The sequence below is a fragment of the Grimontia kaedaensis genome (genome assembly GCF_023746615.1).
In the GTDB taxonomy this organism is placed as follows: Bacteria; Pseudomonadota; Gammaproteobacteria; order Enterobacterales; family Vibrionaceae; genus Enterovibrio; species Enterovibrio kaedaensis.
The window spans coordinates 46364-68255 of the sequence record NZ_CP082275.1 but is presented as its reverse complement, the minus strand read 5'-3'; the positions used below and the strand labels follow the sequence as shown (position 1 = coordinate 68255).

General features: G+C 50.7%; 20 protein-coding genes. 8 read left to right on the top strand and 12 right to left on the bottom strand.

What is annotated here, in order from left to right; genetic code table 11:
- The first annotated feature begins 111 nt into the window (after positions 1–111).
- The gene (locus K6Q96_RS00315; RefSeq protein WP_251876969.1) at positions 112–1371 is read left to right on the top strand and encodes a serine hydrolase domain-containing protein; all 1260 of its coding nucleotides are present in this window, start codon (positions 112–114) and stop codon (positions 1369–1371) included.
- Here K6Q96_RS00315 and K6Q96_RS00310 read toward each other — a convergent pair.
- The 3 genes from K6Q96_RS00310 to uspB form a co-directional block, all read right to left on the bottom strand.
- On the bottom strand, positions 1368–2552 hold the full coding sequence (locus tag K6Q96_RS00310; RefSeq protein WP_251876968.1) for a BaiN/RdsA family NAD(P)/FAD-dependent oxidoreductase: 1185 nt from the start codon (positions 2550–2552) through the stop codon (positions 1368–1370). The genes K6Q96_RS00315 and K6Q96_RS00310 overlap by 4 nt on opposite strands.
- A gap of 62 nt (positions 2553–2614) precedes the next feature.
- Positions 2615–3739, bottom strand: a complete 1125-nt coding sequence (locus K6Q96_RS00305) for a mechanosensitive ion channel family protein (RefSeq protein WP_251876967.1) — start codon at positions 3737–3739, stop codon at positions 2615–2617.
- A gap of 109 nt (positions 3740–3848) precedes the next feature.
- Complete coding sequence (gene uspB, locus K6Q96_RS00300) at positions 3849–4187, bottom strand: universal stress protein UspB (protein WP_251876966.1); 339 nt, start codon at positions 4185–4187, stop codon at positions 3849–3851.
- Here uspB and K6Q96_RS24860 point away from each other — a divergent pair.
- The 3 genes from K6Q96_RS24860 (at position 4186) to K6Q96_RS00290 (ending at position 6200) form a co-directional block, all read left to right on the top strand.
- A complete protein-coding gene (locus tag K6Q96_RS24860) occupies positions 4186–4317 on the top strand; it encodes a hypothetical protein (protein ID WP_256481806.1) in 132 nt (43 codons plus the stop codon). The genes uspB and K6Q96_RS24860 overlap by 2 nt on opposite strands.
- A 494-nt stretch (positions 4318–4811) precedes the next feature.
- Positions 4812–5237 (top strand): universal stress protein, encoded by a 426-nt coding sequence (locus K6Q96_RS00295; protein ID WP_251876965.1) that lies wholly within the window; start codon positions 4812–4814, stop codon positions 5235–5237.
- 93 nt (positions 5238–5330) lie between these two features.
- Positions 5331–6200 (top strand): carboxylate/amino acid/amine transporter, encoded by an 870-nt coding sequence (locus K6Q96_RS00290; RefSeq protein ID WP_251876964.1) that lies wholly within the window; start codon positions 5331–5333, stop codon positions 6198–6200.
- Between the two features lie 77 nt (positions 6201–6277).
- Here K6Q96_RS00290 and fre read toward each other — a convergent pair whose 3' ends face one another.
- The 6 genes from fre to trxA form a co-directional block, all read right to left on the bottom strand.
- On the bottom strand, positions 6278–6997 hold the full coding sequence (gene fre / locus K6Q96_RS00285) for an NAD(P)H-flavin reductase (protein WP_251876963.1): 720 nt from the start codon (positions 6995–6997) through the stop codon (positions 6278–6280).
- Positions 6987–7265: a 2Fe-2S iron-sulfur cluster-binding protein gene (locus tag K6Q96_RS00280; protein WP_046303411.1), complete on the bottom strand. Its 279-nt coding sequence runs from the start codon at positions 7263–7265 to the stop codon at positions 6987–6989. Before K6Q96_RS00280 ends, fre begins: the two co-directional genes overlap by 11 nt.
- 3 nt (positions 7266–7268) lie before the next feature.
- Positions 7269–9149, bottom strand: a complete 1881-nt coding sequence (ubiD, locus tag K6Q96_RS00275; protein ID WP_251876962.1) for a 4-hydroxy-3-polyprenylbenzoate decarboxylase — start codon at positions 9147–9149, stop codon at positions 7269–7271.
- Positions 9150–9234: 85 nt separating this feature from the next.
- Complete coding sequence (locus tag K6Q96_RS00270; protein ID WP_251876961.1) at positions 9235–10233, bottom strand: hypothetical protein; 999 nt, start codon at positions 10231–10233, stop codon at positions 9235–9237.
- Between the two features lie 177 nt (positions 10234–10410).
- Positions 10411–11676 (bottom strand): transcription termination factor Rho, encoded by a 1266-nt coding sequence (gene rho, locus K6Q96_RS00265; protein WP_002535468.1) that lies wholly within the window; start codon positions 11674–11676, stop codon positions 10411–10413.
- A 188-nt stretch (positions 11677–11864) separates the two neighbouring features.
- Entirely contained in the window at positions 11865–12191 is a 327-nt protein-coding gene (gene trxA / locus K6Q96_RS00260) for a thioredoxin TrxA (RefSeq protein WP_002535469.1), read from the bottom strand.
- Positions 12192–12304: 113 nt separating this feature from the next.
- On the opposite strand from trxA, the gene rhlB reads away from it, so the two are divergent.
- Together rhlB and gppA are read left to right on the top strand one after the other, a co-directional pair.
- Entirely contained in the window at positions 12305–13603 is a 1299-nt protein-coding gene (rhlB, locus tag K6Q96_RS00255; RefSeq protein WP_251879540.1) for an ATP-dependent RNA helicase RhlB, read from the top strand.
- A 24-nt stretch (positions 13604–13627) separates the two neighbouring features.
- Positions 13628–15109 (top strand): guanosine-5'-triphosphate,3'-diphosphate diphosphatase, encoded by a 1482-nt coding sequence (gppA, locus tag K6Q96_RS00250; RefSeq protein ID WP_251876960.1) that lies wholly within the window; start codon positions 13628–13630, stop codon positions 15107–15109.
- Positions 15110–15177: 68 nt separating this feature from the next.
- Here gppA and prlC read toward each other — a convergent pair whose 3' ends face one another.
- Positions 15178–17220: an oligopeptidase A gene (gene prlC / locus K6Q96_RS00245; protein WP_251876959.1), complete on the bottom strand. Its 2043-nt coding sequence runs from the start codon at positions 17218–17220 to the stop codon at positions 15178–15180.
- Positions 17221–17352: 132 nt separating this feature from the next.
- Between prlC and K6Q96_RS00240 the strand changes: the two genes are divergently transcribed.
- Positions 17353–18192: a 23S rRNA (adenine(2030)-N(6))-methyltransferase RlmJ gene (locus K6Q96_RS00240; protein WP_251879538.1), complete on the top strand. Its 840-nt coding sequence runs from the start codon at positions 17353–17355 to the stop codon at positions 18190–18192.
- Between the two features lie 89 nt (positions 18193–18281).
- Entirely contained in the window at positions 18282–19637 is a 1356-nt protein-coding gene (gene gorA / locus K6Q96_RS00235; RefSeq protein ID WP_251876958.1) for a glutathione-disulfide reductase, read from the top strand.
- Between the two features lie 401 nt (positions 19638–20038).
- Here the strand turns inward: gorA and K6Q96_RS00230 are convergent, their stop codons facing one another.
- Both K6Q96_RS00230 and K6Q96_RS00225 read right to left on the bottom strand, forming a co-directional pair.
- Positions 20039–20833 carry an SPOR domain-containing protein gene (locus K6Q96_RS00230; protein ID WP_251876957.1) on the bottom strand — a complete coding sequence of 265 codons (795 nt, stop codon included), beginning with the start codon at positions 20831–20833 and terminating at the stop codon, positions 20039–20041.
- A 115-nt stretch (positions 20834–20948) separates the two neighbouring features.
- Positions 20949–21890, bottom strand: a complete 942-nt coding sequence (locus K6Q96_RS00225) for an ABC transporter permease (RefSeq protein WP_251876956.1) — start codon at positions 21888–21890, stop codon at positions 20949–20951.
- Between the last annotated feature and the right edge of the window lie 2 nt (positions 21891–21892).

Here is a 21892-nt window from a genome sequence, read left to right as displayed (position 1 = left end):
TTAGGTTACAGACAACGTGATATGCTTCTAACGAGAGTCTCACCAGTGTTGTGCAAGCCAGCTATTGCAATACCGTGTTTGACCTGTATTTCGCGATGAAAAGGCTAAAAAATGACATCCGATCGTCAGCAGCATCTACAGGCGACCACCACCGCGTTTGCAGCGCTTTTTCAACATCAAAGTACGTTTTTAGGCGATGCTGCGACTTTTTCAGCAGACACATTAATACTGTCGCTGAAAGCGACCTCCTCGCCCACTGCCTTACCTATAGGTTCGATCACCAAGCTCTTTACCCTTGTCGGTATATTGATTCTGTCTCATCAAAAAAAGCTGGTGTTAACCAATCCTGTCTGCGCCTATTTTGACCAAGATGACCGCTACCCGATCCCCCCAGAAGCGACGATATTACATGTCTTATCTCACCGGGTTTCATTCGGGGACTATGTCAAAGAGAGCTATGACGCAGGCAAAAACCTATCAGTGCTAACGAAGAAGGATATTGAAACCCATATTCAACAGAAAACCGGAGTGGAAGTGCTCGAAGACCCTGTGTACTCAAACTCTTGTTATTTTCTTCTCGGGTTACTTATCGAGCGCGTCGCTGAAATGCCTTGGGAAGCCTTTACTCAAACCTTTATTTTCGACCCGGCGGAGATGAAAACCGCCCGCTTTACGACCGAGGCCTGTGGTCATGAATATGGCGAAGGAGGATATGTCGAACAAACGGAGCTTGTACTCAACATCGCTTTCAGCGCTGGGGCTATATGCTGCTCGGCGTCGGACCTATTAAGCTTTGTTAAGGCGTTGCGAAAAGACGTTTTCTTTCCGCTACCGATGCTAACCCACCTACTGAAATCAAGCTCGCTCAGCGCTCACGTTGATAACGACGAGGAAAAGGGAGCATACTGTATCGGTGGCTACGTGCCTGGCATAGAGGCATCCCTGACCTTCACATCAGATTTCACTCAAGCCGCTGCTGTTATCTCTAGATACGGCACAGGGCAAGTCGACAAGCTTGCCACTTGCCTGTTATCTAGGGAGCCTCTGTCTACCCAACTCAAATACGATAAGACAACATTTAGCCTGCAACTAGAAACAGGTGAATACCATTTACCGGCAGAAGATAGAAAAGAGCTACTCAAGTATCTTCCAGAGAAAAGCCTTGCTCGTTTCTCCACCATCACGCTGACCAAAAACGACGGTGTATTTGATGTTAAATACGGTGATGGCTTACAGAGTCAGCTCAACTTTTATGAAGCAGTAGGATTTATCGACGGCTATTTGCCCATTCGGTTTAAGCGTTACCAGAAAGATGGGGCAATACATCTAAGCATCAGAGAATACCTTGGCATCAGGCTTATCAGAGCTTAAACATGTTGCCCTGCTACCCAGCCTGAGCTCCAGGCCCATTGGAAGTTGTAACCACCGAGCCAACCGGAAACGTCCATCACTTCGCCAACAAAATACAGGCCAGGCACCTTCTTGGTTTCCATGGTTTTTGATGAAAGCTCATCGGTGTCCACACCGCCCAGCGTGACTTCTGCTGTGCGGTAGCCTTCGGTACCATTTGGTGCGATGTGCCACTGGTGTAGATAATCACCAAGCGCGGCAATGTCTTTCGGGTTTAGCTGCTTAAGAGGCTTATCCTGAATGTCGCCACGTTCGATCATGGCTTCCACCAGACGCTTTGGCAGTAGACGCGCCAGGCTGTTTTTCAGGCTCTGTGCGGGATGCTTGTCACGCATGGCGTTGATGGTTTCCACCACGTCTAAATCCGGCAGCAGGTTGACCTCCACTTCCTCGCCTGGCGTCCAGTAAGAGCTCACCTGAAGGACCACAGGACCAGACAAACCACGGTGGGTAAACAGAAGGTTCTCTTTAAACAGCGCGCCGCTTTCGGTGGTAATAGTCACTGGAATCGCGATACCAGACAAATCCGCAAACGCCGCTTTGTCTTTATCATGCAGAGTAAACGGCACCAGACCAGCAGTCGTTGGTATGCGTGCCAGCCCAAACTGTTCAGCGATTTGATAACCGAACGGGGTCGCACCGAGCTTCGGCATGGAAAGACCACCGGTTGCCACCACCATTGACTGACAGCTTACGGTGTCCGTATCCAGCTTCAGTGTGAAGCCGTCTTCGGTCTTTTCGATATCATGCACATCGCAGCGGTAACGTTGTTCAACGGTCGGCAGGTCGCACTCTTTCAGCAGCATTTCAACAATGTCTTTGGCAGAGTCGATACAGAACAGCTGGCCATGCTCGCGCTCTTCCCACGCAATACCGTATTCATTAACCATGGAGAAGAAGTCCCACTGGCTGTATTGCGCCAGGGCAGATTTCGGAAAGTGTTTGTTGCGGCAAACGAAGTTAGCAGCTGTAACGTCATAGTTGGTAAAGTTGCAGCGGCCACCGCCGGAGATCAGAATTTTCCGACCCGGTTTTTTGCCATTATCAACCACCAGCACGTTGCGACCACGCTTACCTGCCTGCGCGACACACATCAGGCCTGCTGCGCCTGCGCCAATGACCACTACATCATACTGCTTCATCTTTATTGCCCATTACACGAAATCGGGCGGCATTGTAGCCGCCCGAGCACCTTGGAGCCAGTCTAGTTTTTGTCCGGTGCTGGCGCCAATTCATGATTGAGCGGGATCTGCGCTTCCATCCCATCATCGCGGTCAAACGCGATAGTACGGGTCGGGAAGGCAAAGTCGGCACCATGTGCATGAACAATCTCGACAATTTTCAACATCACGTCCTGCTTCACTTCGTGGTAGCGCGCCCAGTTGATGGTTTTAGTGAAGGTATAGATAAAGAAGTTCAATGATGAACCCGCAAACGCATCAAAATTCACCATCAGGGTGGCGTTCTGCTCGATGTCCGGATGGGTCTCCAGCATCTTTTTCACATCGGCGACGATGACTCCCATCTTGTCCGCATCTTTGTAGCGGATACCAATGGTTTCGTTGATGCGGCGGTTACGCATCCGCGAAGGATTCTGAACCACGATATTACTAAACACCGAATTCGGCACGTATAGAGGGCGGCTTTCAAACGTGCGGATCATGGTCATTCGCATACCGATACGCTCAACCGTACCTTCAATGTTTCTATCCGGTGAGTTAATCCAGTCCCCAACACTGAAAGGACGGTCGAAATAAATCATCAAGCCACCAAAGAAGTTCGACAGCAAATCTTTCGCCGCTAAACCAACAATCAGGCCACCGACACCACCAAAGGTGAGAAGGCCGGTAAGGCTAATCCCAAACTCCTGCAGCAAGGTCAGCACACCAATAAAGGCAAGCAGCAGACGTATCACATGACCAATAGCAGATACCGTAGTCTGGTCATGTTTATCGGACTGGGAAAGATGGGCTTCGATGGCATTCACCAAACGCAGCATGACCCAGAGCATCAACACAATCAGCAGCACGCGGCGCGATATGATCAGCCAATCCGTACCGACTTTGGCACCCACATCTATCAAACTGCCCATCGCAAAGGTTGTCGGCCATAGCCATATAAACACGCTCACTGGCGTGCTGACGGCCTTTAATACAATTTCGTCCCACTGGGTACGGGTTTTCTTAGAGATTTCCAACAGCTTACTGAACACCAATCGCCATACTAGCCAAGCGATTGCCGCTGCACCAAGCATCAGGCCGATATGTTCCAACCAGTCAAAAGTTAAGCCCTCAGCACTTTGCTGCCACCACGCAAGAAATCTGTCCAAACCCTGCTCCGACATTTATTGATATGTTCTGACTCAGAAGGTTAACAAAAAAAACGCTGGCATCTGCCAGCGTTTTACCAGAATTGAGTTTGCGATGGTTTTTCGCGATTCAAAGTCCTGCAAATGCCACAAAAAAGAGGGACATAACCAGTAAAAGTACCAGCGTTGTCGACAGAATGAATAGGTGGCGGACTTTGTTGCATTTGGCAATGAAAGCATCGTCGTGATGATGCATGTATTCCTGACTGCGAATGTAGTGATACAGACGTTTTTGGCGGCTGATATCACCTTGCGGTGCAAAGAAATTATTGCCGCGTGCCACTTGTTGGTACAGCAACGGGTTGGCATCTCGCATCATGACCAGCAGCGTTCGCAGCGAGCTCAGATAGCGCAGGATGTTAACCAGTGTGACGAAAAAAATCGCAATGATTAAGGCGTCTCCGCTCATGGTTCATCTCCCAGTGTTACTGATGGCTCAAACCCGTTTGGAAGGGTTTTCCATCACAGAGGCAGCAGAAGAAACACTGCGTCTGTTGGTAAAACTTAATGAAGAACAGGGTCTTTCCGTCTTCCCCTAATACGTTTTCCGTTTGTTTACTCTATGCATCGGCGGTATGAGTTAAATTGCACAACAACAGCGTAAAACGTAAACCAGACTCGAATAGGTTTATACGTATGTCTGGCATCAGATGGCTTAAAATCTCAGTAATGAGTTGTAGTTCGAGGTGCTGTCGCCAAGGATAGAGAACCGCACTTTGCCATCACGCGTCACCCTTGGTGCTGTTCTTTTCGGTGCCGCGTTTACTTTAAGTATAGATTTGATGCTGAAAACGCCAACCCAATCTGAATATTCTTTGCGCTGGGGCGCCGCTCCCAAAACAGCGATTGTTTTTCTTTTTTATCAGTCTGATAGCTATTCTGTCTGTGAGAGGCGTACTTTTCATTGAGGAAAAATCTGCCATGGCACTAACCTCTTCAAATGCACTTCGGCAGTGGGATCCAAGCAACAGTCTTCGCATAGGGACAGTGGTAATTTTCATCTGTAATCATTGGCTTAATGGGGAGTCAGGCTATGGGCTATAAACACATTTTGGTGGCAGTGGATTTGTCATCTGACAGTGAGGTGTTAGTACAAAAAGGCGCAGCACTGGCTGCACCCTTAGGAGCAAAACTCTCACTCATTCACATTGATGTGAACTACGCGCAGCTCTATACCGGCCTTATCGATGTGAATCTGGTGGAGACCCGCAACCGCATTATCGATGAAGCGCAGTCCCAACTGAATGCGCTGGCGAGACACGCCGAGTATCCCGTCGCTCATACACTGGTTGCAAGCGGCGATCTGGCCGATGAAATCACGGAGTCCATCAATCATTATGGGATTGATTTGGTGCTATGCGGCCACCATCAGGACTTCTGGAGCACCCTCATTTCATCAGCCAAACAGCTCATCAACAAAACGCCGGTCGACATGTTGATGGTGCCACTGCCAAGCTGATCATGACGCTCCTCCGTCCAGCATAAGATCGCTACACATTGCCGCCAAGTTCATTAGAATTGGCGGCAATTTTAATGATTTTAGGGAAAGAAAATGGGGTATTTATCGTTTGTCACCCTGCTATGGGCTTTTTCATTCAGTTTGATTGGCGTGTATCTCGCCGGACAGGTTGACGCTTGGTTTTCGGTTGTCACCCGTGTGGCACTGGCTGCGCTTGTCTTTCTACCGTTCTTGCGTCTGAAAGGTGTACCCAAAACACTGATGTTGAAACTGATGTCCATTGGTGGCATTCAGCTTGGCTTGATGTACTGCTTTTACTACCAGTCTTTCCTCTACCTCTCTGTACCGGAAGTCCTGCTGTTTACGGTTTTCACACCGGTTTATGTCACTCTCACCTATGACTTACTGAACCGTCGTTTCTCGCCTTGGTATTTGATGACAGCGGCATTGGCGGTATTAGGTGCGGTGGTAATCAAGTTTTCCTCCGTAAACCCAAATTTTATGCTGGGATTTACAATTGTTCAGGGTGCGAACCTCTGTTTTGCCATCGGTCAGGTCGGCTACAAGGTGGTGATGGAGCGTGCCGAGATTGAAGTGCCTCAGCGTACCGTGTTTGGTCTTTTCTACCTTGGCGCCCTCTGTGTTGCCCTGCCTGCGTTCCTGCTGCTTGGCAGTACCGACAAATTGCCCACCACCAACCTACAATGGGGCATTCTGATTTACCTTGGCACTATCGCTTCCGGTCTGGGCTATTTCCTGTGGAACAAGGGCGCGACCCTTGTGAATGCAGGCGCGCTGGCCGTGTTGAACAATGTTTTGGTGCCAGCAGGTATTATCGTGAATGTGCTGATTTGGAACCGCGATGCTGACCTGATGACGTTGGCGTTTGGCGGGGTGGTGATTCTCGCGTCACTCTGGCTCAATGAGACTTGGGTCAAAAAGAAAATCGACGCCACAGCTTAATGTTAATGTGCATATAAACAAAAAACACCGCCATCTGGCGGTGTTTTGCTATCCGACTTTCGCGCTTGGCTTAGCACTTACAGGAAGGCATAAGCGTCCGCGAAAAGGTGGTCTCGTTCTGCGCCACGCTCGTTACAGAACATCTCGCGTGCCGCGCCCGCCATTTCAAATCGACCTGCGATGTAGACATCGTAAGCCGACAGTGAAACGAAATCTTCCATCACCGCTTCCAGCACATTGCCTGTTTTGCCATTCCAAACTTCCGGCGCATTTTCAACTACCGGAATGTAGGTCAGGTGGCTGTTTTTCAGTGCCAGCGCTTCCATTTCGTCATTGGCGTAAAGCTGGCTCGCGTCGCGGCCGCCCCAGTACAGGAAGATTGGCTGCGCGAAATTCTGGCTCAGGCAATGGTCAACCATGCTGCGCACATAGGAGAACCCTGTACCGCCCGCGATCAAGACCAGCGGGCGCTGGTTTTCCTCGTGCAACCAGGCATCACCGTGTGGCGCTTCGATAACAAATGAGTTATCGCCTTTTTCCAGCGTGGCTTGAGCGGCTTTCACCACGTCCATCGCGTAAGCGTTTTCTTCTGCCGCACCGATGTGCAGTTCTAACTCATGGCCATTCTGGCGACATGGACTGCTGGCAATCGAGAACGGGCGCTTATCTTTCTCGCCCATCACCGCCAATAGATATTGACCTGCTTTGTAGGTCACTGGCTGTTCAGGCTTCAATAAAATTCGATAGGTGTTATTGGTCAGTGACGACACTGACGTAACTTCACATTTAATAATCATCGCTTTCCTCAAAACTAACCACCAGATCACTGCATGGAATGGCCTGACAGGCAAAGATCCAGCCTTGTTGTTTTTCCTGTTCAGTCAGCATTGGTTCGAGATGATATCTCACCTCGCCTTCAACCAGCCGACACAGGCAGCTTGCACAAGCCCCAATCTGGCAACGGTTAGGAAAAGGTACCCCTGCGTCGAGCGCGCCTTGTAATAATGTCTGGTGTCCGGATACGGTAAATTGCGTTCCGGCAGGCATCAGGTGTACCGCATACATGTTCTAGAGACCCAGTTTATCCCACATTTCATCTACATTCGCGACGGTTAGCGGGTCTTTGCTGATGGGCGTTCCCCACTCACGAACCGATTCACCCGGCCATTTGTTGGTCGCATCTAATCCCATTTTAGACCCCGGACGCAGAGCCTGTGACTCTTCGTCCTGCGCGTTTGCGCGCAACAGGGTATCACGAGCAGGATCCATTCGGGTGGTTATTGCCCAAATTACATCGTTCCAGTCGCGGATGTTGACGTCTTCCTCATCAAACACCATCACAAACTTCACATCCGCCACTTCCCCAAGCGAATTCCAAATCGCTTCAATGATTCGTGGGCCATCACCAACCGCCTGTTTCTTGATGGTCGCCATCACCATGCCGTTGGCATGGGCTTCCGGCGGCAGGTAGATATCTGTCAATTCACTGTGTGCTGCTTTAAGAGCCGCAACGCGGGATTCAATCTCTTCGCTGTCCGCAACACGTGCGTCGTCATTAGCATAACCTGAAAGCTCAGCTTCCCACTTCTTGGTGACATCCAGACCCATTTTCGAGCCCAAGCCAACAACAGGAGATGCGAAGTCCAAGGAATCAATCGGGGTATGCTCAATCATCAGGGTATCGCGCACCGGATCCATGCGGGTCGTCATCGCATGAGCCACACTGTGCCAGTCGCGCGCGTCCACGTCTTCATCACAAACAATCACATACTTGGTGTACATAAACTGACGAAGGAATGACCACACGCCCATCATCACGCGCTTGGCATGACCTGGGTACTGCTTCTTCATGGTCACTACTGCAGCACGGTAGGAGCAACCTTCCGGCGGCAGATAGAAATCAACAATCTCCGGGAACTGCTTTTGCAAGATAGGCACAAACACTTCGTTCAGTGCCACACCCAAAACGGCAGGTTCATCTGGCGGACGCCCGGTGTATGTGCTGTGGTAAATCGGCTTCTGGCGCATAGTCACATGAGTCACAGTAAACACGTGATGGCGTTCAACCTCGTTGTAGTAACCGGTATGGTCGCCGTAAGGGCCTTCATCCGCAAACTCATTCGGGTCGATGTAGCCTTCCATCACAATTTCCGCGCTCGCGGGTACATCCAAATCGTTACTCAGGCTTTTCACCACTTCGGTTTTACTGCCACGCAATAGGCCAGCAAACGCGTATTCAGACAGGGTGTCCGGCACCGGGGTCACCGCGCCGAGAATGGTCGCTGGGTCCGCACCGTAAGCGACTGAAATCGGAAATGGCTTATCTGGATGGGTTTCCATCCACTCACGCAGGTCAAGCGCCCCACCACGGTGTGCCAGCCAACGCATAATGACTTTGTTCTTACCGATTTTCTGTTGGCGGTAAATTCCAAGATTCTGACGCTTTTTGTTGGGACCGCGTGTGATGGTTAACCCCCAGGTCAGCAATGGTGCGACATCACCCGGCCAGCAGCTCATCACTGGCACCTTATCGAGGTCGACCTCATCGCCCTGCCACACCACTTCCTGACACGGCGCTTTGCGAAGACGCTTTGCGGGCATGTTTAGCACCTGGCGGAATACAGGCAGCTTTTCAATGGCGTCTTTGAAGCCTTTTGGTGGTTCTGGCTCTTTCAGGTAAGCCAGCAACTTGCCAACTTCGCGCAGCTCTTTAACTTCTGAGCGTCCCATCCCTATTGCCACGCGCTTCGGCGTGCCAAACAGGTTTGCCAATACGGGCATGTCGTAGCCGACAGGGTTTTCGAATAGGAGTGCAGGACCACCGGCACGTAGAACACGGTCGGCAATTTCGGTCATTTCCTGATCTGGGCTAACAGGATGAGAGATGCGTTTAAGCTCGCCCACAGATTCCAGGTGGTCGATAAACACGCGTAAGTCAGTAAATTTCATAACCTTCCCAGTTGAGGTGTGTTGGCTCGATTATAACGAGCAGAGGGAACCTGAACAGGCGGATATGTAAGAATTCTTGAGGCGACTAGCCTTCTACCTGCTCAAGACCGTTGCGAATGTTTCGGCGGGTCACGCCTGAGGTCGTTTCTTCCAACTCGCGTAGCCAGTCAATATGACCTCTTTGCGCAATGAGTGCGGCGATATCTCTACCGCGCTGGCGATCAGCAATTTGTTTTTGAAGGAAGTCTTTGACGTTTTGAGGCAAAGGGTGCAATCCCGCAAGCTGTCGCACAGCCGTTTCCGCCAATACGGGGTTCGCTGTCGCAGCGATCATCAATTGAATATGCTTTTCAGTGACAGGCGGCATCTCAAGCTTCTGGAGTGCAGCAAGGCTGTAGCTGTCCGTGCGTCGTAGCCACAACAAGTTGTAAACCTTGGCCTCACTACTTTTCTCTGCGAGAGCAGCCAGAAGTGCATTGTCCGGACTCCAAACAATGTTTTTATCACCGAGATATAGCGCCACCAGCTTATCCAGCATGGTTTTGTTCAGCGTCGGCACCAGTGTGACTATCGCTTCACGGCGCAGTGCGTAATCGTTGGAAGAGAAAGAGAGCCATTTAGAGAGGTTCAGCTGGTTGTAGTTGAGAAGGCGCATCGCCTCATCCTGCATCAGCTTGATTTGCCAGCGGTTGAGTACCCATTTTGCTTCACCGGCATAATTAAAGGCTGGCATGGTGACCCAAAAACCATCGCCCTGGCTTTTCACCAGAAACTTGGGTTGCTGCCTGCTGATGGTCACCAGAAATTTTTCACGTTCCGGCGTCATATGCGAGAAATCCAGCGCGCTGCGCGCCAAAACGGTCAGCGCTTCTTCTTTCAGTAGTTCGGGTAGGGAGTCCAGATACGTATTGAGCGTATCCATATCATTATCGTCGAACAGTTTGGTGGCTTGAAGAATTTTGGATACTGATGAGGGATCAGCCATATGTGCGGCCACGTCATTCGAGGAAAGCGTCACAGCACGTGACACCCCAAGCAACACGGTTGGCAGCAAAACAGCGAGTAGAATCAGTAGTCGTTTCATCCCGGAAATCCTGCGTCAGCCGATCCATTTTCGCTGACTGGTTGGCGATTTTGCCTCAATTCTGATGCTCTGTATCAGTTTTGGCAACCAATAAGATTATTAATAGAGCACTGAGCCTTCGTAAGGCTAATAAAAAAGCACCGCATTGCGGTGCTTTTTTTGGAAGTCTGGCGCGTCTTATGATTTTTGACGACGCATGGCTTCGAAGAACTCGTCGTTGGTTTTGGTCATTGCCAACTTGTCGATCAGGAACTCCATGCCTTCGATTTCGCCCATCGGGTGAACAATCTTGCGCAGGATCCACATCTTCTGAAGCTCGTCAGGCTTGGTCAACAACTCTTCGCGACGTGTGCCTGAACGGGTGAAGTCGATAGCAGGGAAAACTCGCTTCTCCGCAATCTTACGGGACAGGTGCAATTCCATGTTACCTGTACCTTTGAATTCTTCGTAGATAACTTCATCCATCTTAGAACCGGTATCAACCAGTGCTGTGGCGATGATTGTCAGGCTGCCGCCCTCTTCTACGTTACGTGCCGCACCGAAGAAACGCTTCGGACGGTGCAGTGCGTTAGCATCCACACCACCGGTCAGTACTTTGCCTGAGCTTGGTACCACGGTGTTGTATGCACGTGCCAGACGGGTGATGGAATCCAGCAGGATAACCACGTCTTTCTTGTGCTCTACCAGACGCTTGGCCTTCTCGATCACCATTTCAGCAACCTGTACGTGACGGCTTGCTGGCTCGTCGAAGGTTGAAGCAACCACTTCACCTTTAACCAGACGCTGCATCTCGGTCACTTCTTCCGGACGTTCGTCGATAAGAAGTACCATCAGCTCACACTCAGGGTGATTGTAGGCAATGCTCTGCGCAATATTTTGAAGCAGCATGGTTTTACCCGCTTTTGGCGGTGCCACAATCAGACCACGCTGACCTTTACCGATTGGCGATGCCAAGTCCAGCACACGTGCTGTGATGTCTTCGGTTGAACCGTTACCACGCTCCATCACCATACGCTCGTTGGCGTGCAGTGGGGTCAGGTTTTCAAACAGGATCTTGTTACGCGCATTGTCAGGCTTGTCGTGGTTAACTTCGTTCACTTTCAACAGTGCGAAGTAACGCTCACCGTCTTTCGGTGGACGAATTTTGCCTGAAATGGTGTCACCGGTACGCAGGTTGAAACGGCGAATCTGGCTTGGCGACACGTAGATGTCATCCGGGCCTGCCAGGTAAGAACTGTCTGCGCTGCGCAGGAAGCCGAAACCGTCCTGAAGAATTTCTAGCACACCGTTGCCAAAGATATCTTCGCCGCTTTTCGCGTGCTGCTTAAGGATGGCAAAGATGATGTCTTGTTTACGGAGGCGGGCAAGGTTCTCAAGGCCCATGCTTTCGCCCAAGGCTACAAGCTCAGAAACGGCCTGATTCTTCAGTTCGGTAAGATTCATAGTGGTAGGTGTCTTGTCAGTCAAATTTGAGGTCTGAGTTAGTTAGGGTTTAGCGATCAAGGCTGTGATCGAGGAATGAACAGAAATGTACAATTTACGTGCAATAAGTTAGCACCAGATTGGAAAACTGTCTAGGTGATAAAAAGAATTAAGCCGTGCCCGGGGATGGTCACGGCTTCTCTGTCACATTACAGGTTTGCGTCCAAGAACTCTTTCAGTTGAGTTTTGGACAGAGCGCCAACCTTAGTTGCCGCTACGCCACCGTCTTTGAACAGCAGCAGCGTTGGAATACCGCGGATACCGAACTTAGGTGGTGTACCTGCGTTCTGGTCGATATTCAGTTTACCAATAGTGACTTTCCCTTCGTATTCTTCAGCGATCTCGTCAAGAATCGGGGCGATCATCTTACAAGGACCACACCACTCTGCCCAAAAATCAACCAGTACAGGGCCTGCAGCATTGATAACATCTGCGTCGAAGCTGTCGTCGGTCAGCTGCAAAATCTTGTCGCTCATCTTTCACTCCAATGATTATTTTTTGTCACTGGTGATATACCAACCAGTAAATCATCGCACTATTTGAATGTATTCACTATCGTATTGCAAGCCTAAGCTGATATTCTATGCGGATGAAAATGACGCATCTCACAGAGCAGAAATTTGCCGACTTCGGTCTTCACGCCGATGTTATCAAGGGTTTGGAAGAAAAAGGGTTTCATAATTGTACCCCTATCCAGGCTCTGGCATTGCCGGTCCTGCTCACCGGCCAAGACATTGCAGGACAGGCCCAGACGGGCACAGGTAAGACGATGGCATTCCTGACTGCGACTTTCCACCATTTGCTGACAACGGAGGCACCTGCCGACCGCAAGAAAAACTGTCCGCGCGCTATCATCATGGCACCAACGCGCGAACTTGCGATCCAGATCTATAACGATGCTGCTCCGCTGCTGGCTTCAACCTCTCTGACTGCAGGTCTTGCCTACGGTGGCGAAGCTTATGAGAAGCAAAAAGAAGTACTGGAAGGCGGCGTTGATATCCTGATCGGTACCTGTGGCCGTATTATCGATTTCTACAAACAGCGTGTGATTGACCTGAGTGGCATTCAAACTGTTGTGCTTGATGAAGCCGACCGTATGTTCGATCTCGGCTTTATTAAAGATATCCGTTTCCTGTTCCGCCGTATGCCGGCTCCGGCAGACCGTCTGAACATGCTGTTCTCCGCGACCCTTTCTTATCGCGTACAGGAACTGGCGTTTGAGCACATGACCAACCCAGAACATGTTGTGGTTGAGCCAGAGCAAAAGACCGGTCACCGCATTAAGGAAGAACTGTTCTATCCGTCGAACACCGACAAGATGCGCCTTCTGCAAACCTTGATTGAGGAAGAGTGGCCGGAGCGTGCGATCGTGTTTGCAAACACCAAGCATCGCTGTGAAGACATCTGGGGTCACCTGGCAGCCGACGCCCTGCGTGCAGGCCTACTGACTGGCGATGTTCCTCAGAAGAAACGCGTTAAGATTCTGGAAGAGTTCACTAAAGGCAATGTAGACATTCTGGTTGCAACCGATGTTGCTGCCCGTGGTCTGCACATCCCTCAGGTGACCCACGTATTCAACTACGACCTGCCAGATGACTGTGAAGATTACGTTCACCGTATCGGCCGTACAGGTCGTGCTGGTGCAAGCGGTGCGTCTATCAGCTTCGCGTGTGAAGAATATGCTGTGAACCTGCCGGCGATCGAAGAATACATCGATCACGCCATTCCGGTATCTGAATACAATGAAGAAGCCCTGCTGACTGACCTGCCTGCACCTATCAAGGTTCATCGCCCACGTCAGGTAAACAGTCGCCGTAACACCTCCGGCAAATCCGGCTCACAATCACGTGGCCGCGGCCGTCGTCGCCCGTCGACAAACAAAGCGTAAATCTATCAGGGGTAACCACAGAGCATGGAAAACGCGCGTTCGCCCCTGTATGCTGCCATTGACCTCGGTTCAAACAGCTTTCACATGCTGGTTGTTCGTGAAGTTCAGGGCAGCGTACAAACGTTGGCAAAAATCAAACGTAAAGTACGCCTGGCCTCCGGCCTCGACAGCAATTTGAATCTCAGTGACGAAGCCATGCAGCGCGGCTGGGATTGCCTTTCATTGTTCGCTGAGCGCCTTCAGGACATTCCTTCAGACAACATCCGCATCGTCGCTACCGCCGCCCTTCGCAGCGCCAAAAACGCTGATGTGTTTATCAAACGTGCCAACCAAATTCTTGGCCACTCCATCAATGTGATCACCGGAGAAGAAGAAGCCTGCACCATCTATCAGGGCGTAGCACACACCTCAGGCGGTAAAGGTAAACGTCTGGTGGTCGATATCGGTGGCGCCAGTACCGAAGTGATTATCGGCGAAGGCTTTGATGCTGCGGCATTGACCAGTCTGGATATGGGCTGCGTGACCTGGCTGGAAAAGCACTTTAAAGATCGCTCACTCACCGAAAAGAGTTTCGACTCCGCCATTGAAGGCGCAAAAGCGGTGCTTTCCCCTATCGTCAAACGCTATTGCGAACTCGGTTGGGATGTCTGTGTGGGTGCCAGCGGCACCGTACAGGCCTTGCAGGAGATCATGGTTGCGCAAGGTATGGATGAAACCATCACCCTGGCGAAACTCCAGCGCCTTCGCAAACAGGCAATTGGCTTTGGACAGGTAGAAGAACTCGATATCGACGGCCTGACGTTAGAGCGAGCTTTGGTGTTTCCAAGCGGCCTCTCTATCCTCATTGCGATATTTGAGGATTTAGGTATCGAGTCAATGACGCTGGCCGGCGGCGCGCTGCGTGAAGGTTTGGTGTATGGCATGATGGATACAATGTCCGAGCAGGACATCCGCAAGCGTACCATTCACAGCATACAGTCCCGCTACCAGTTGGACGACATCCACGCAGACAACGTCGCGAAGACAGCGCAAAGCCTGCTGCAACAATGCGGTGCAGACTGGATTGCAGAGCCTGTCGCTCCCGTGATGCTTGATGCGGCTGCGAAGCTACATGAAATCGGCATGAGCATAGGCTTTAAAAAGGACGGGGAGCATGCCGCTTACCTGCTCGATAGCCTCGACCTACCCGGTTTTACCCGCGCGCAGAAAAAACTGCTGGCTGAAATGCTGCGCCACTACCGCGAGCAACTGATTCCGATTGCGCCGCAAAGTGCGATTTCACCCAACAGCGCTAACCGCCTGCTGCGTCTTTTACGCATAGCGGTACTGCTCTGTCACCGCCGAGACAGTAAAGCGATTCCTGCGGTTACGCTGAAAGCAAACGGCGACTCGCTCGAACTGACGATGCCTGATAACTGGCTGAACGCAAATGTGCTGATGGCGACTGAGTTGACGCTTGAAGCAGAGCGCCAGAGCGATAACCACTGGCCGCTGAACATCGCGTAAGTCAATAGAAGGCACAAAAAAGCACGGTCGAAACCGTGCTTTTTCTTTTTGGGTTTAGTGTTAGCGAGTTAAACGCCAATCCCGCTGTGGCGCAGCAGTGCGTCCGGTGATGGCTCGCGGCCACGGAAGCGTTTAAACAACTCCATTGGCTCTTCACTGCCGCCGCGCTCAAGAATGTTCTCAAGGAACGACTGGCCCGTTTCCGTGTTGAATATACCCTCTTCTTCAAAGCGGCTGAATGCATCTGAAGACAGCACTTCCGCCCAAAGATAGCTGTAGTAACCCGCACTGTAACCACCCGCAAAGATGTGGCTGAACGAGTGTGGGAATCGATTCCAGTCTGGAGACGGCACAACCGCGACGTGATTCTTCACTTCTGCCAGCGTTTCCAGCACTTTCGCACCTTCTTCCGCGTCGAAACGGGTAAACAGGGTGAAGTCGAATAAGCCAAACTCTAGTTGGCGCAACATGCCCATGGCAGAGTTGTAGTTCTTCGCCGCCAGCATTTTGTCCAGCATCTCTTTTGGCAGTGGCTCGCCGGTCTCATAGTGGCCGGAGATAAACGCCAGCGCGTCTTCTTCCCAGCACCAGTTTTCGAGGAACTGGCTTGGCAACTCAACCGCATCCCAAGGCACACCGTTGATACCAGATACCGACGACACATCGACCTTGGTCAGCATGTGGTGGATACCATGGCCGAACTCGTGGAACAAGGTTACGACTTCATCATGAGTAAACAGCGCGGGTTTACCGCCGATTGGCTTGTTGAAGTTACAGGTCAGGTAAGCCACCGGACTTTGCAGATCGCCAGATTCAGTCACACGACGCACGCGGCATTCGTCCATCCAAGCGCCACCACGTTTGTGTTCACGGGCGTAAAGGTCAAGGTAGAAGCTGCCACGAAGTTCGCCTTTCGCATCGAAGATATCGTAGAAAGAGACGGACTCATGCCACACGTCCACGCCGTCACGGCGTTTAACGTCCATACCGAACACACGTTTCAGCACTTCGAAAAGACCGGCAACCACTTTGTCTTCCGGGAAGTATGGGCGCAGTTCTTCATCTGAAATGCTGTATTGATGCTGTTTGAGCTTCTCGGCGTAGTAACCCACATCCCACGGCTCAAGCGTTTCCACGCCGAAGTTGTCTTTGGCGAATTGCTTGAGAGTATCGAATTCTTTTAAGCCCTGCGGGCGCGCTTTTTCCACCAGCTCGTTCAGGAAGGTCAGTACCTGATCGGTAGACGCCGCCATTTTGGTTGCCAGCGACAGTTCACTGTAAGTGGCAAAGCCCAGCAGACGGGAAATCTCACTTTTCAGCAGCAGGGTTTCATTGATGAGGTCGGTGTTGTCCCATTTGCCTGCATTTGGACCACGGTCAGATGCTCGGGTGGTGTACGCTTCGTACATTTCAGCGCGAAGCTCACGGTTATCACAATACGTCATGACTGGCAGGTAAGAAGGAATATCCAGTGTCAGCAAATAACCATCAAGCTCTTTGCTTTCAGCTTGCGCTTTAGCTGCAGCAAGCGCGGATTCAGGCATGCCTGCCAACGCGTTTTCGTCGGTCACATGCTTGGACCATCCCATGGTGGCGTCGAGCACATTGTTCGAGAAGGTCGACGACAGCTCAGACAATCGCTTGCTGATTTCACCGAAGCGGTGCTGTTCTGCCGGTGGAAGCGCGATACCTGAAAGCTCGAAATCACGCAGAGAATCGGTAATGGTCTTCTGCTGTGCCGGCGTCAGCGATTCAAAATCATCACGCGCCTTGATGGCTTTGTACGCATCATAAAGCGGCTTGTGCTGACCTACCCATGTCGAGTAGTCAGACAACATTGGCAAACAAGCCTCATAGGCTTCACGCAGCGCCTTGCTGTTCACCACCGCATTCATATGTCCTATCGGTGACCAAATACGGCTTAGCCTGTCATCGCTCTCTGCCAGTGGTTCACAAATAGTATCCCAACTTGGATCTGTGTTGTTTTCCAAAACCGCTTCAATCGCAGCGCGGCAATCAGCAATCGCCTGCTCGACGGCAGGTTGCACGTGCTCAGGTTTGATTTGAGAAAAAGGAGGCAAATCGTTAAACGACAGCAGCGGGTTGGGCATAATGAGTTCCTTCATAATATTCAGTCTTAGTATTTATGAAGGCAATTACGCGGCTTTTCAATGCTGAGGCTGGATCCATCCCTCCAATAAGCGATAATGCTCGACACTTTTCTATTTTCACCGGATATCGACATGCTCAGTTACCGCCACAGCTTCCATGCTGGCAACCATGCTGATGTGCTCAAACACATAGTTCAAAGCCTCATCATTGAATCGCTCAAGCAAAAAGACAAAGCCTTTGTCTACCATGACACCCATAGCGGTGCGGGTCGCTACGATTTATCTGACGAGCGCGCTGAGAAAACCGGTGAATACAAAGAAGGCATTGGCTTGATTTGGGACTGCGACGATGCCCCTGAAGCGATCAAACCTTACCTTGATACTATTCGTGCACTGAACCAAGGCAACAAACTGCGTTACTACCCTGGCTCACCGAAAGTTGGCCACAGCCTGCTACGCGAGCAAGATCGCGCTATTTTCACAGAGCTTCACCCTAGCGATTTTCCTCTCCTGCTTCAGGAGTTCCGCGGTGACCGCCAGGTAAAAATGTACAAAGAAGATGGCTACGCACGTCTTAAAGCAAGCCTTCCACCAAAAGAGCGGCGCGGGGTGGTACTGATTGACCCACCTTATGAGCTCAAACACGAATATCAGGACGTGGTAGATGCGATTGATGAGAGCGTGAAGCGCTGGGCAACCGGCACCTATGCGATTTGGTATCCGGTGGTTTACCGCAAAAATATCGATCTCATTACCAAAGGTCTGGAAAAGCTTGGTATCCGCAAAATCCTGCAAATCGAACTGGGTGTGGCGGAAGACAGTGAAGAGCGCGGCATGACAGCATCCGGCATGATTGTGATTAATCCACCATGGACGCTGGAAGCACAGATGAAAGAAATTCTACCTTGGCTGCAAAGTAAAATTGCACCCGAGACAGGCCACCAATTTGTACAATGGGTAGTGCCTGAATAACATACGGATCTTGAAAGGTCTGATATTATCAGGGGATGCTAATGCTTCCCCGCTCAACGGGATTTAAGAATAACCAAACGGAGAAACTCATGGCCAAGCATTTTGATTATATTTGTATCGGCGGCGGCAGTGGCGGTATCGCCTCCGCAAACCGTGCCGCGATGTACGGTGCAAAAGTCGCGTTGATCGAAGCGCAACATCTCGGCGGCACCTGTGTAAATGTAGGTTGTGTACCGAAAAAGGTGATGTGGCACGGCGCGCAAATCGCAGAAGCCATCAAAATGTACGGCCCTGACTATGGCTTTGACACCACACTGAACAAGTTCAGCTGGGACAAGCTGGTAGAAAACCGTGAAGCCTACATTGGCCGCATCCATACCTCTTATGAAAACGTGCTGGGCAAGAACAAAATCGAAGTGATTGAAGGCTTCGGCAAGTTTGTTGATGCAAAAACGGTGGAAGTAAACGGCGAGCACTATACCGCTGACAACATTCTAGTTGCAGTAGGCGGCGCACCAACCATTCCAAACATTCCAGGGGCAGAACACGGTATCGACTCCAACGGCTTCTTTGAGCTTAACGAGCAGCCAAAACGTGTAGCAATAGTCGGCGCAGGTTACATTGCGGTAGAAATCGCTGGTGTATTTAATGCACTGGGCACTGAAACGCACCTGTTTGTACGTAAAGAGTCTCCACTTCGCAGCTTCGACCCAATGATCATCGATACCATTGTTGAAGTCATGGAAAAAGAAGGCCCCGCGCTTCACACTCACTCGATTCCGAAAGAAGTGGTGAAAGAGTCTGACGGCTCACTAACCTTACATTTTGAAAGCGGTGAAACCCACAACACCGATCTGCTGATTTGGGCAATCGGCCGTCATCCAGTCACAGAGAAAATCAATCTGGCCGCAGCAGGAGTAGAAACCAACGACCGCGGTTATATCAAAGTGGATGAATTCCAGAACACCAATGTACCTGGTATTTACTGTGTAGGTGACATCATGGAAGGCGGTGTTGAGCTGACGCCAGTCGCGGTTAAAGCAGGTCGCCAACTGTCAGAGCGCCTGTTCAATGGCAAAGCAGACGCCAAGATGGACTACGAGCTGATCCCAACCGTGGTTTTCAGCCACCCACCGATCGGTACTATCGGCCTGACCGAAGGCGAAGCCAAAGCGCAGTATGGCGAAGAGAATGTGAAGGTTTACACCTCCAGCTTCACCGCGATGTACACCGCTGTTACCCAGCATCGTCAACCATGCAAAATGAAGCTGGTATGTGCGGGTGATGACGAGAAAGTGGTGGGTCTTCACGGCATCGGCTACACCGTGGATGAGATGATTCAGGGCTTTGGCGTTGCGATGAAGATGGGCGCAACCAAAGCGGATTTCGACAGCGTTGTCGCAATCCACCCAACAGGCTCAGAGGAGTTTGTTACCATGCGTTGATCGCTATGGTCTTAGAAGAAGCCTCGCCTTTGCGGGGCTTTTTTGTCACCCACACAATACATTCAATGTCAGCGAGTCTGATATCGCCACAAACGACATATCCAGCTTGATGTCGTATACATGCCCGTTACTAAGCCAATAGGGATACAGTGCTGGCAGTTCGTCTGAACTTCCTTGTCTTTCGATAGCCTTCCCAAGGCTAACAGCAGATCAGCAGACACCAAAGAAACTGCTCAACAGGAGGATATTCAGACCGGAGAATCTGCGGAAACGCATGAATGATTGCCTTTTACTGCCTTACAACGGAAAACGCGTGCTTTCGCGCTCATTTTAAGAGGCGAATGCTTTGAGCAGTAAATTTGCGTCTGTTTCTACAGCAGGATTTACAACTCTACGGGCTGTTACGACGAGGACTCGCACAATACCAGCAGAGCAGACTCAAGGGAGAGAGGCATGGAAATTCCCATTGTTACATCAAAGGCTCGCATTTCAGACACCCAATAAGGCAGTCGGTTGGGATAAGTGTTTTTCCAATCTGGCATGGATGACAGAGTTTTCAACGTAGACTCTGACACCAGTGTCATTCCATCTTGGCGACAGGCCTGATTCGCTTCTTTGAGCGTGGCACGCCACCAAACGTTTTGCTTATCACTGTAACGCGGTTCACCAATTTCCGGCATCGGGCTTTTCAGAGCGCCGACATCAATATACTGGCGGGTTGCTTTTACTGGCATTCGTTTTGACGTTTCTGGGACTTTAACTTTGGGCTTACTGACCTTCGGAGTGTTTTCAGGGAGGGAAACATCGCGGATAAAAGCAGAAGCAAAGACTTTGCGTTGCGTCATCACGTCCTTCACTATTTCCGCTTCCGAGTAACGCTCAAAAGGGCCAACGAGACAACGATATTTATCGCCCTCTTCGCGAAACACCAATTTGTCCCGCATCAGTACGGCTTCTATTTCTTTTGCAAACCAAGGTTTAGGTAATTGACTGACTACGCCACATTGCACCCAAAATCTTCCATCATTTCTAATGGGGCGTTTTGACCAAAGACCCGAACCGACCTGACAGCTTTGGTCTACGACCTGCCATCCATCTTTTTCTAAGGGCTGACAGACTTCCGCAGCCTGCAAAGAGGCCGAGGAAAAAGCAACGAATAGTGAGATAGCCAGAATGCTGAAAAATCTTGAAAACATCACACCAATTCCCGTCAGGAAGTTATGTAGTTCAGACAGTTAGCCTAGCGCGAAATCGAGGAAATAACGAGCAAATTACAGAAAAGGCAGCGTGATGCTGCCTTTTCTGGTTCTGTTAACCTTTGTAGATTTTTGGGTTGAAGACATCGCGCAGCCAGTCACCCAGAAGGTTAATCACCAACACCAAGGTGACGAGCACAATGCCCGGGAAGGCAGTGATCCACCATGCACCAGAGAAGATATAAGTGAAGCCAATGCTGATCAGTGAACCAAGCGATGGCTTGTCTACTGGCATCCCCAAACCAAGGAAGGAAAGCGCCGCTTCTGACATGATCGCGTTGGCTACCTGTACGGTACAAATCACCAGGATTGGCGACAGGCAGTTGGGCAGAATATGCCTGAACATGATGCGGGGCGCTTTGAAGCCCATCACCTGCGCTGCTTCCACATACTCTTTTTTCTTTTCAGCCAACACGGAGGCGCGCACTGTACGGGCATACTGTGGCCACTCGGCAATACCGATAATCACCACCAGCATCAAAATGGCATACTCACTGTAAAAGTCGCTACCAAAGCTGGCTTTGAAAATTGCCGACACGATGATCGCTACCATCATGGTGGAGAAAGATAACTGTACGTCAGCGATACGCATCAGGAAGCTGTCGATGCGACCACCAAAATAGCCAGCACTCAAACCAATTACGATACCCAGTAACAGCTGAAGTGCCACCGCGCCCAGACCAATCATCAGTGAGATGCGCAGGCCATAAAGAATGGTTGAGAGAATATCGCGTCCCTGATTATCGGTACCCAGCAAGAAGCGCTCGTCACCCCACTCCATCCAGGTCGGAGGAAGCTCGGAGTCCATGATATCGATGGACGCTAAATCGTAAGGATCATTTGGCGAAAGCAGGGGTGCAAAAATCGCGGCCAGCACAAACGACAGGAACACGGCGAAGCTAAACATCGCCACTTTGTCGCGCTTGAAGAAGTAGAAAAAATCCGAATCCAGAAACTGCTGCCAGCGAGAAGGCGTTTTAGTATTCACATTAGTCATGA

Bases quoted from the DNA above. Each gene is read 5' to 3' on its own strand.
- K6Q96_RS00290 (WP_251876964.1), top strand. From the start codon at position 5,331: ATGGGGTATTTATCGTTTGTCACCCTGCTATGGGCTTTTTCATTCAGT.
- K6Q96_RS00230 (WP_251876957.1), bottom strand. From the start codon at position 20,833: ATGTTTTCAAGATTTTTCAGCATTCTGGCTATCTCACTATTCGTTGCT.
- rho (WP_002535468.1), bottom strand. From the start codon at position 11,676: ATGAATCTTACCGAACTGAAGAATCAGGCCGTTTCTGAGCTTGTAGCC.
- K6Q96_RS00225 (WP_251876956.1), bottom strand. From the start codon at position 21,890: ATGACTAATGTGAATACTAAAACGCCTTCTCGCTGGCAGCAGTTTCTG.
- gorA (WP_251876958.1), top strand. From the start codon at position 18,282: ATGGCCAAGCATTTTGATTATATTTGTATCGGCGGCGGCAGTGGCGGT.
- prlC (WP_251876959.1), bottom strand. From the start codon at position 17,220: ATGCCCAACCCGCTGCTGTCGTTTAACGATTTGCCTCCTTTTTCTCAA.
- K6Q96_RS00280 (WP_046303411.1), bottom strand. From the start codon at position 7,265: ATGTATGCGGTACACCTGATGCCTGCCGGAACGCAATTTACCGTATCC.
- gppA (WP_251876960.1), top strand. From the start codon at position 13,628: ATGGAAAACGCGCGTTCGCCCCTGTATGCTGCCATTGACCTCGGTTCA.
- K6Q96_RS00310 (WP_251876968.1), bottom strand. From the start codon at position 2,552: ATGAAGCAGTATGATGTAGTGGTCATTGGCGCAGGCGCAGCAGGCCTG.
- K6Q96_RS00270 (WP_251876961.1), bottom strand. From the start codon at position 10,233: ATGAAACGACTACTGATTCTACTCGCTGTTTTGCTGCCAACCGTGTTG.
- K6Q96_RS24860 (WP_256481806.1), top strand. From the start codon at position 4,186: ATGGTTCATCTCCCAGTGTTACTGATGGCTCAAACCCGTTTGGAAGGG.
- trxA (WP_002535469.1), bottom strand. From the start codon at position 12,191: ATGAGCGACAAGATTTTGCAGCTGACCGACGACAGCTTCGACGCAGAT.
- uspB (WP_251876966.1), bottom strand. From the start codon at position 4,187: ATGAGCGGAGACGCCTTAATCATTGCGATTTTTTTCGTCACACTGGTT.
- K6Q96_RS00295 (WP_251876965.1), top strand. From the start codon at position 4,812: ATGGGCTATAAACACATTTTGGTGGCAGTGGATTTGTCATCTGACAGT.
- K6Q96_RS00240 (WP_251879538.1), top strand. From the start codon at position 17,353: ATGCTCAGTTACCGCCACAGCTTCCATGCTGGCAACCATGCTGATGTG.
- fre (WP_251876963.1), bottom strand. From the start codon at position 6,997: ATGATTATTAAATGTGAAGTTACGTCAGTGTCGTCACTGACCAATAAC.
- K6Q96_RS00315 (WP_251876969.1), top strand. From the start codon at position 112: ATGACATCCGATCGTCAGCAGCATCTACAGGCGACCACCACCGCGTTT.
- rhlB (WP_251879540.1), top strand. From the start codon at position 12,305: ATGAAAATGACGCATCTCACAGAGCAGAAATTTGCCGACTTCGGTCTT.
- ubiD (WP_251876962.1), bottom strand. From the start codon at position 9,149: ATGAAATTTACTGACTTACGCGTGTTTATCGACCACCTGGAATCTGTG.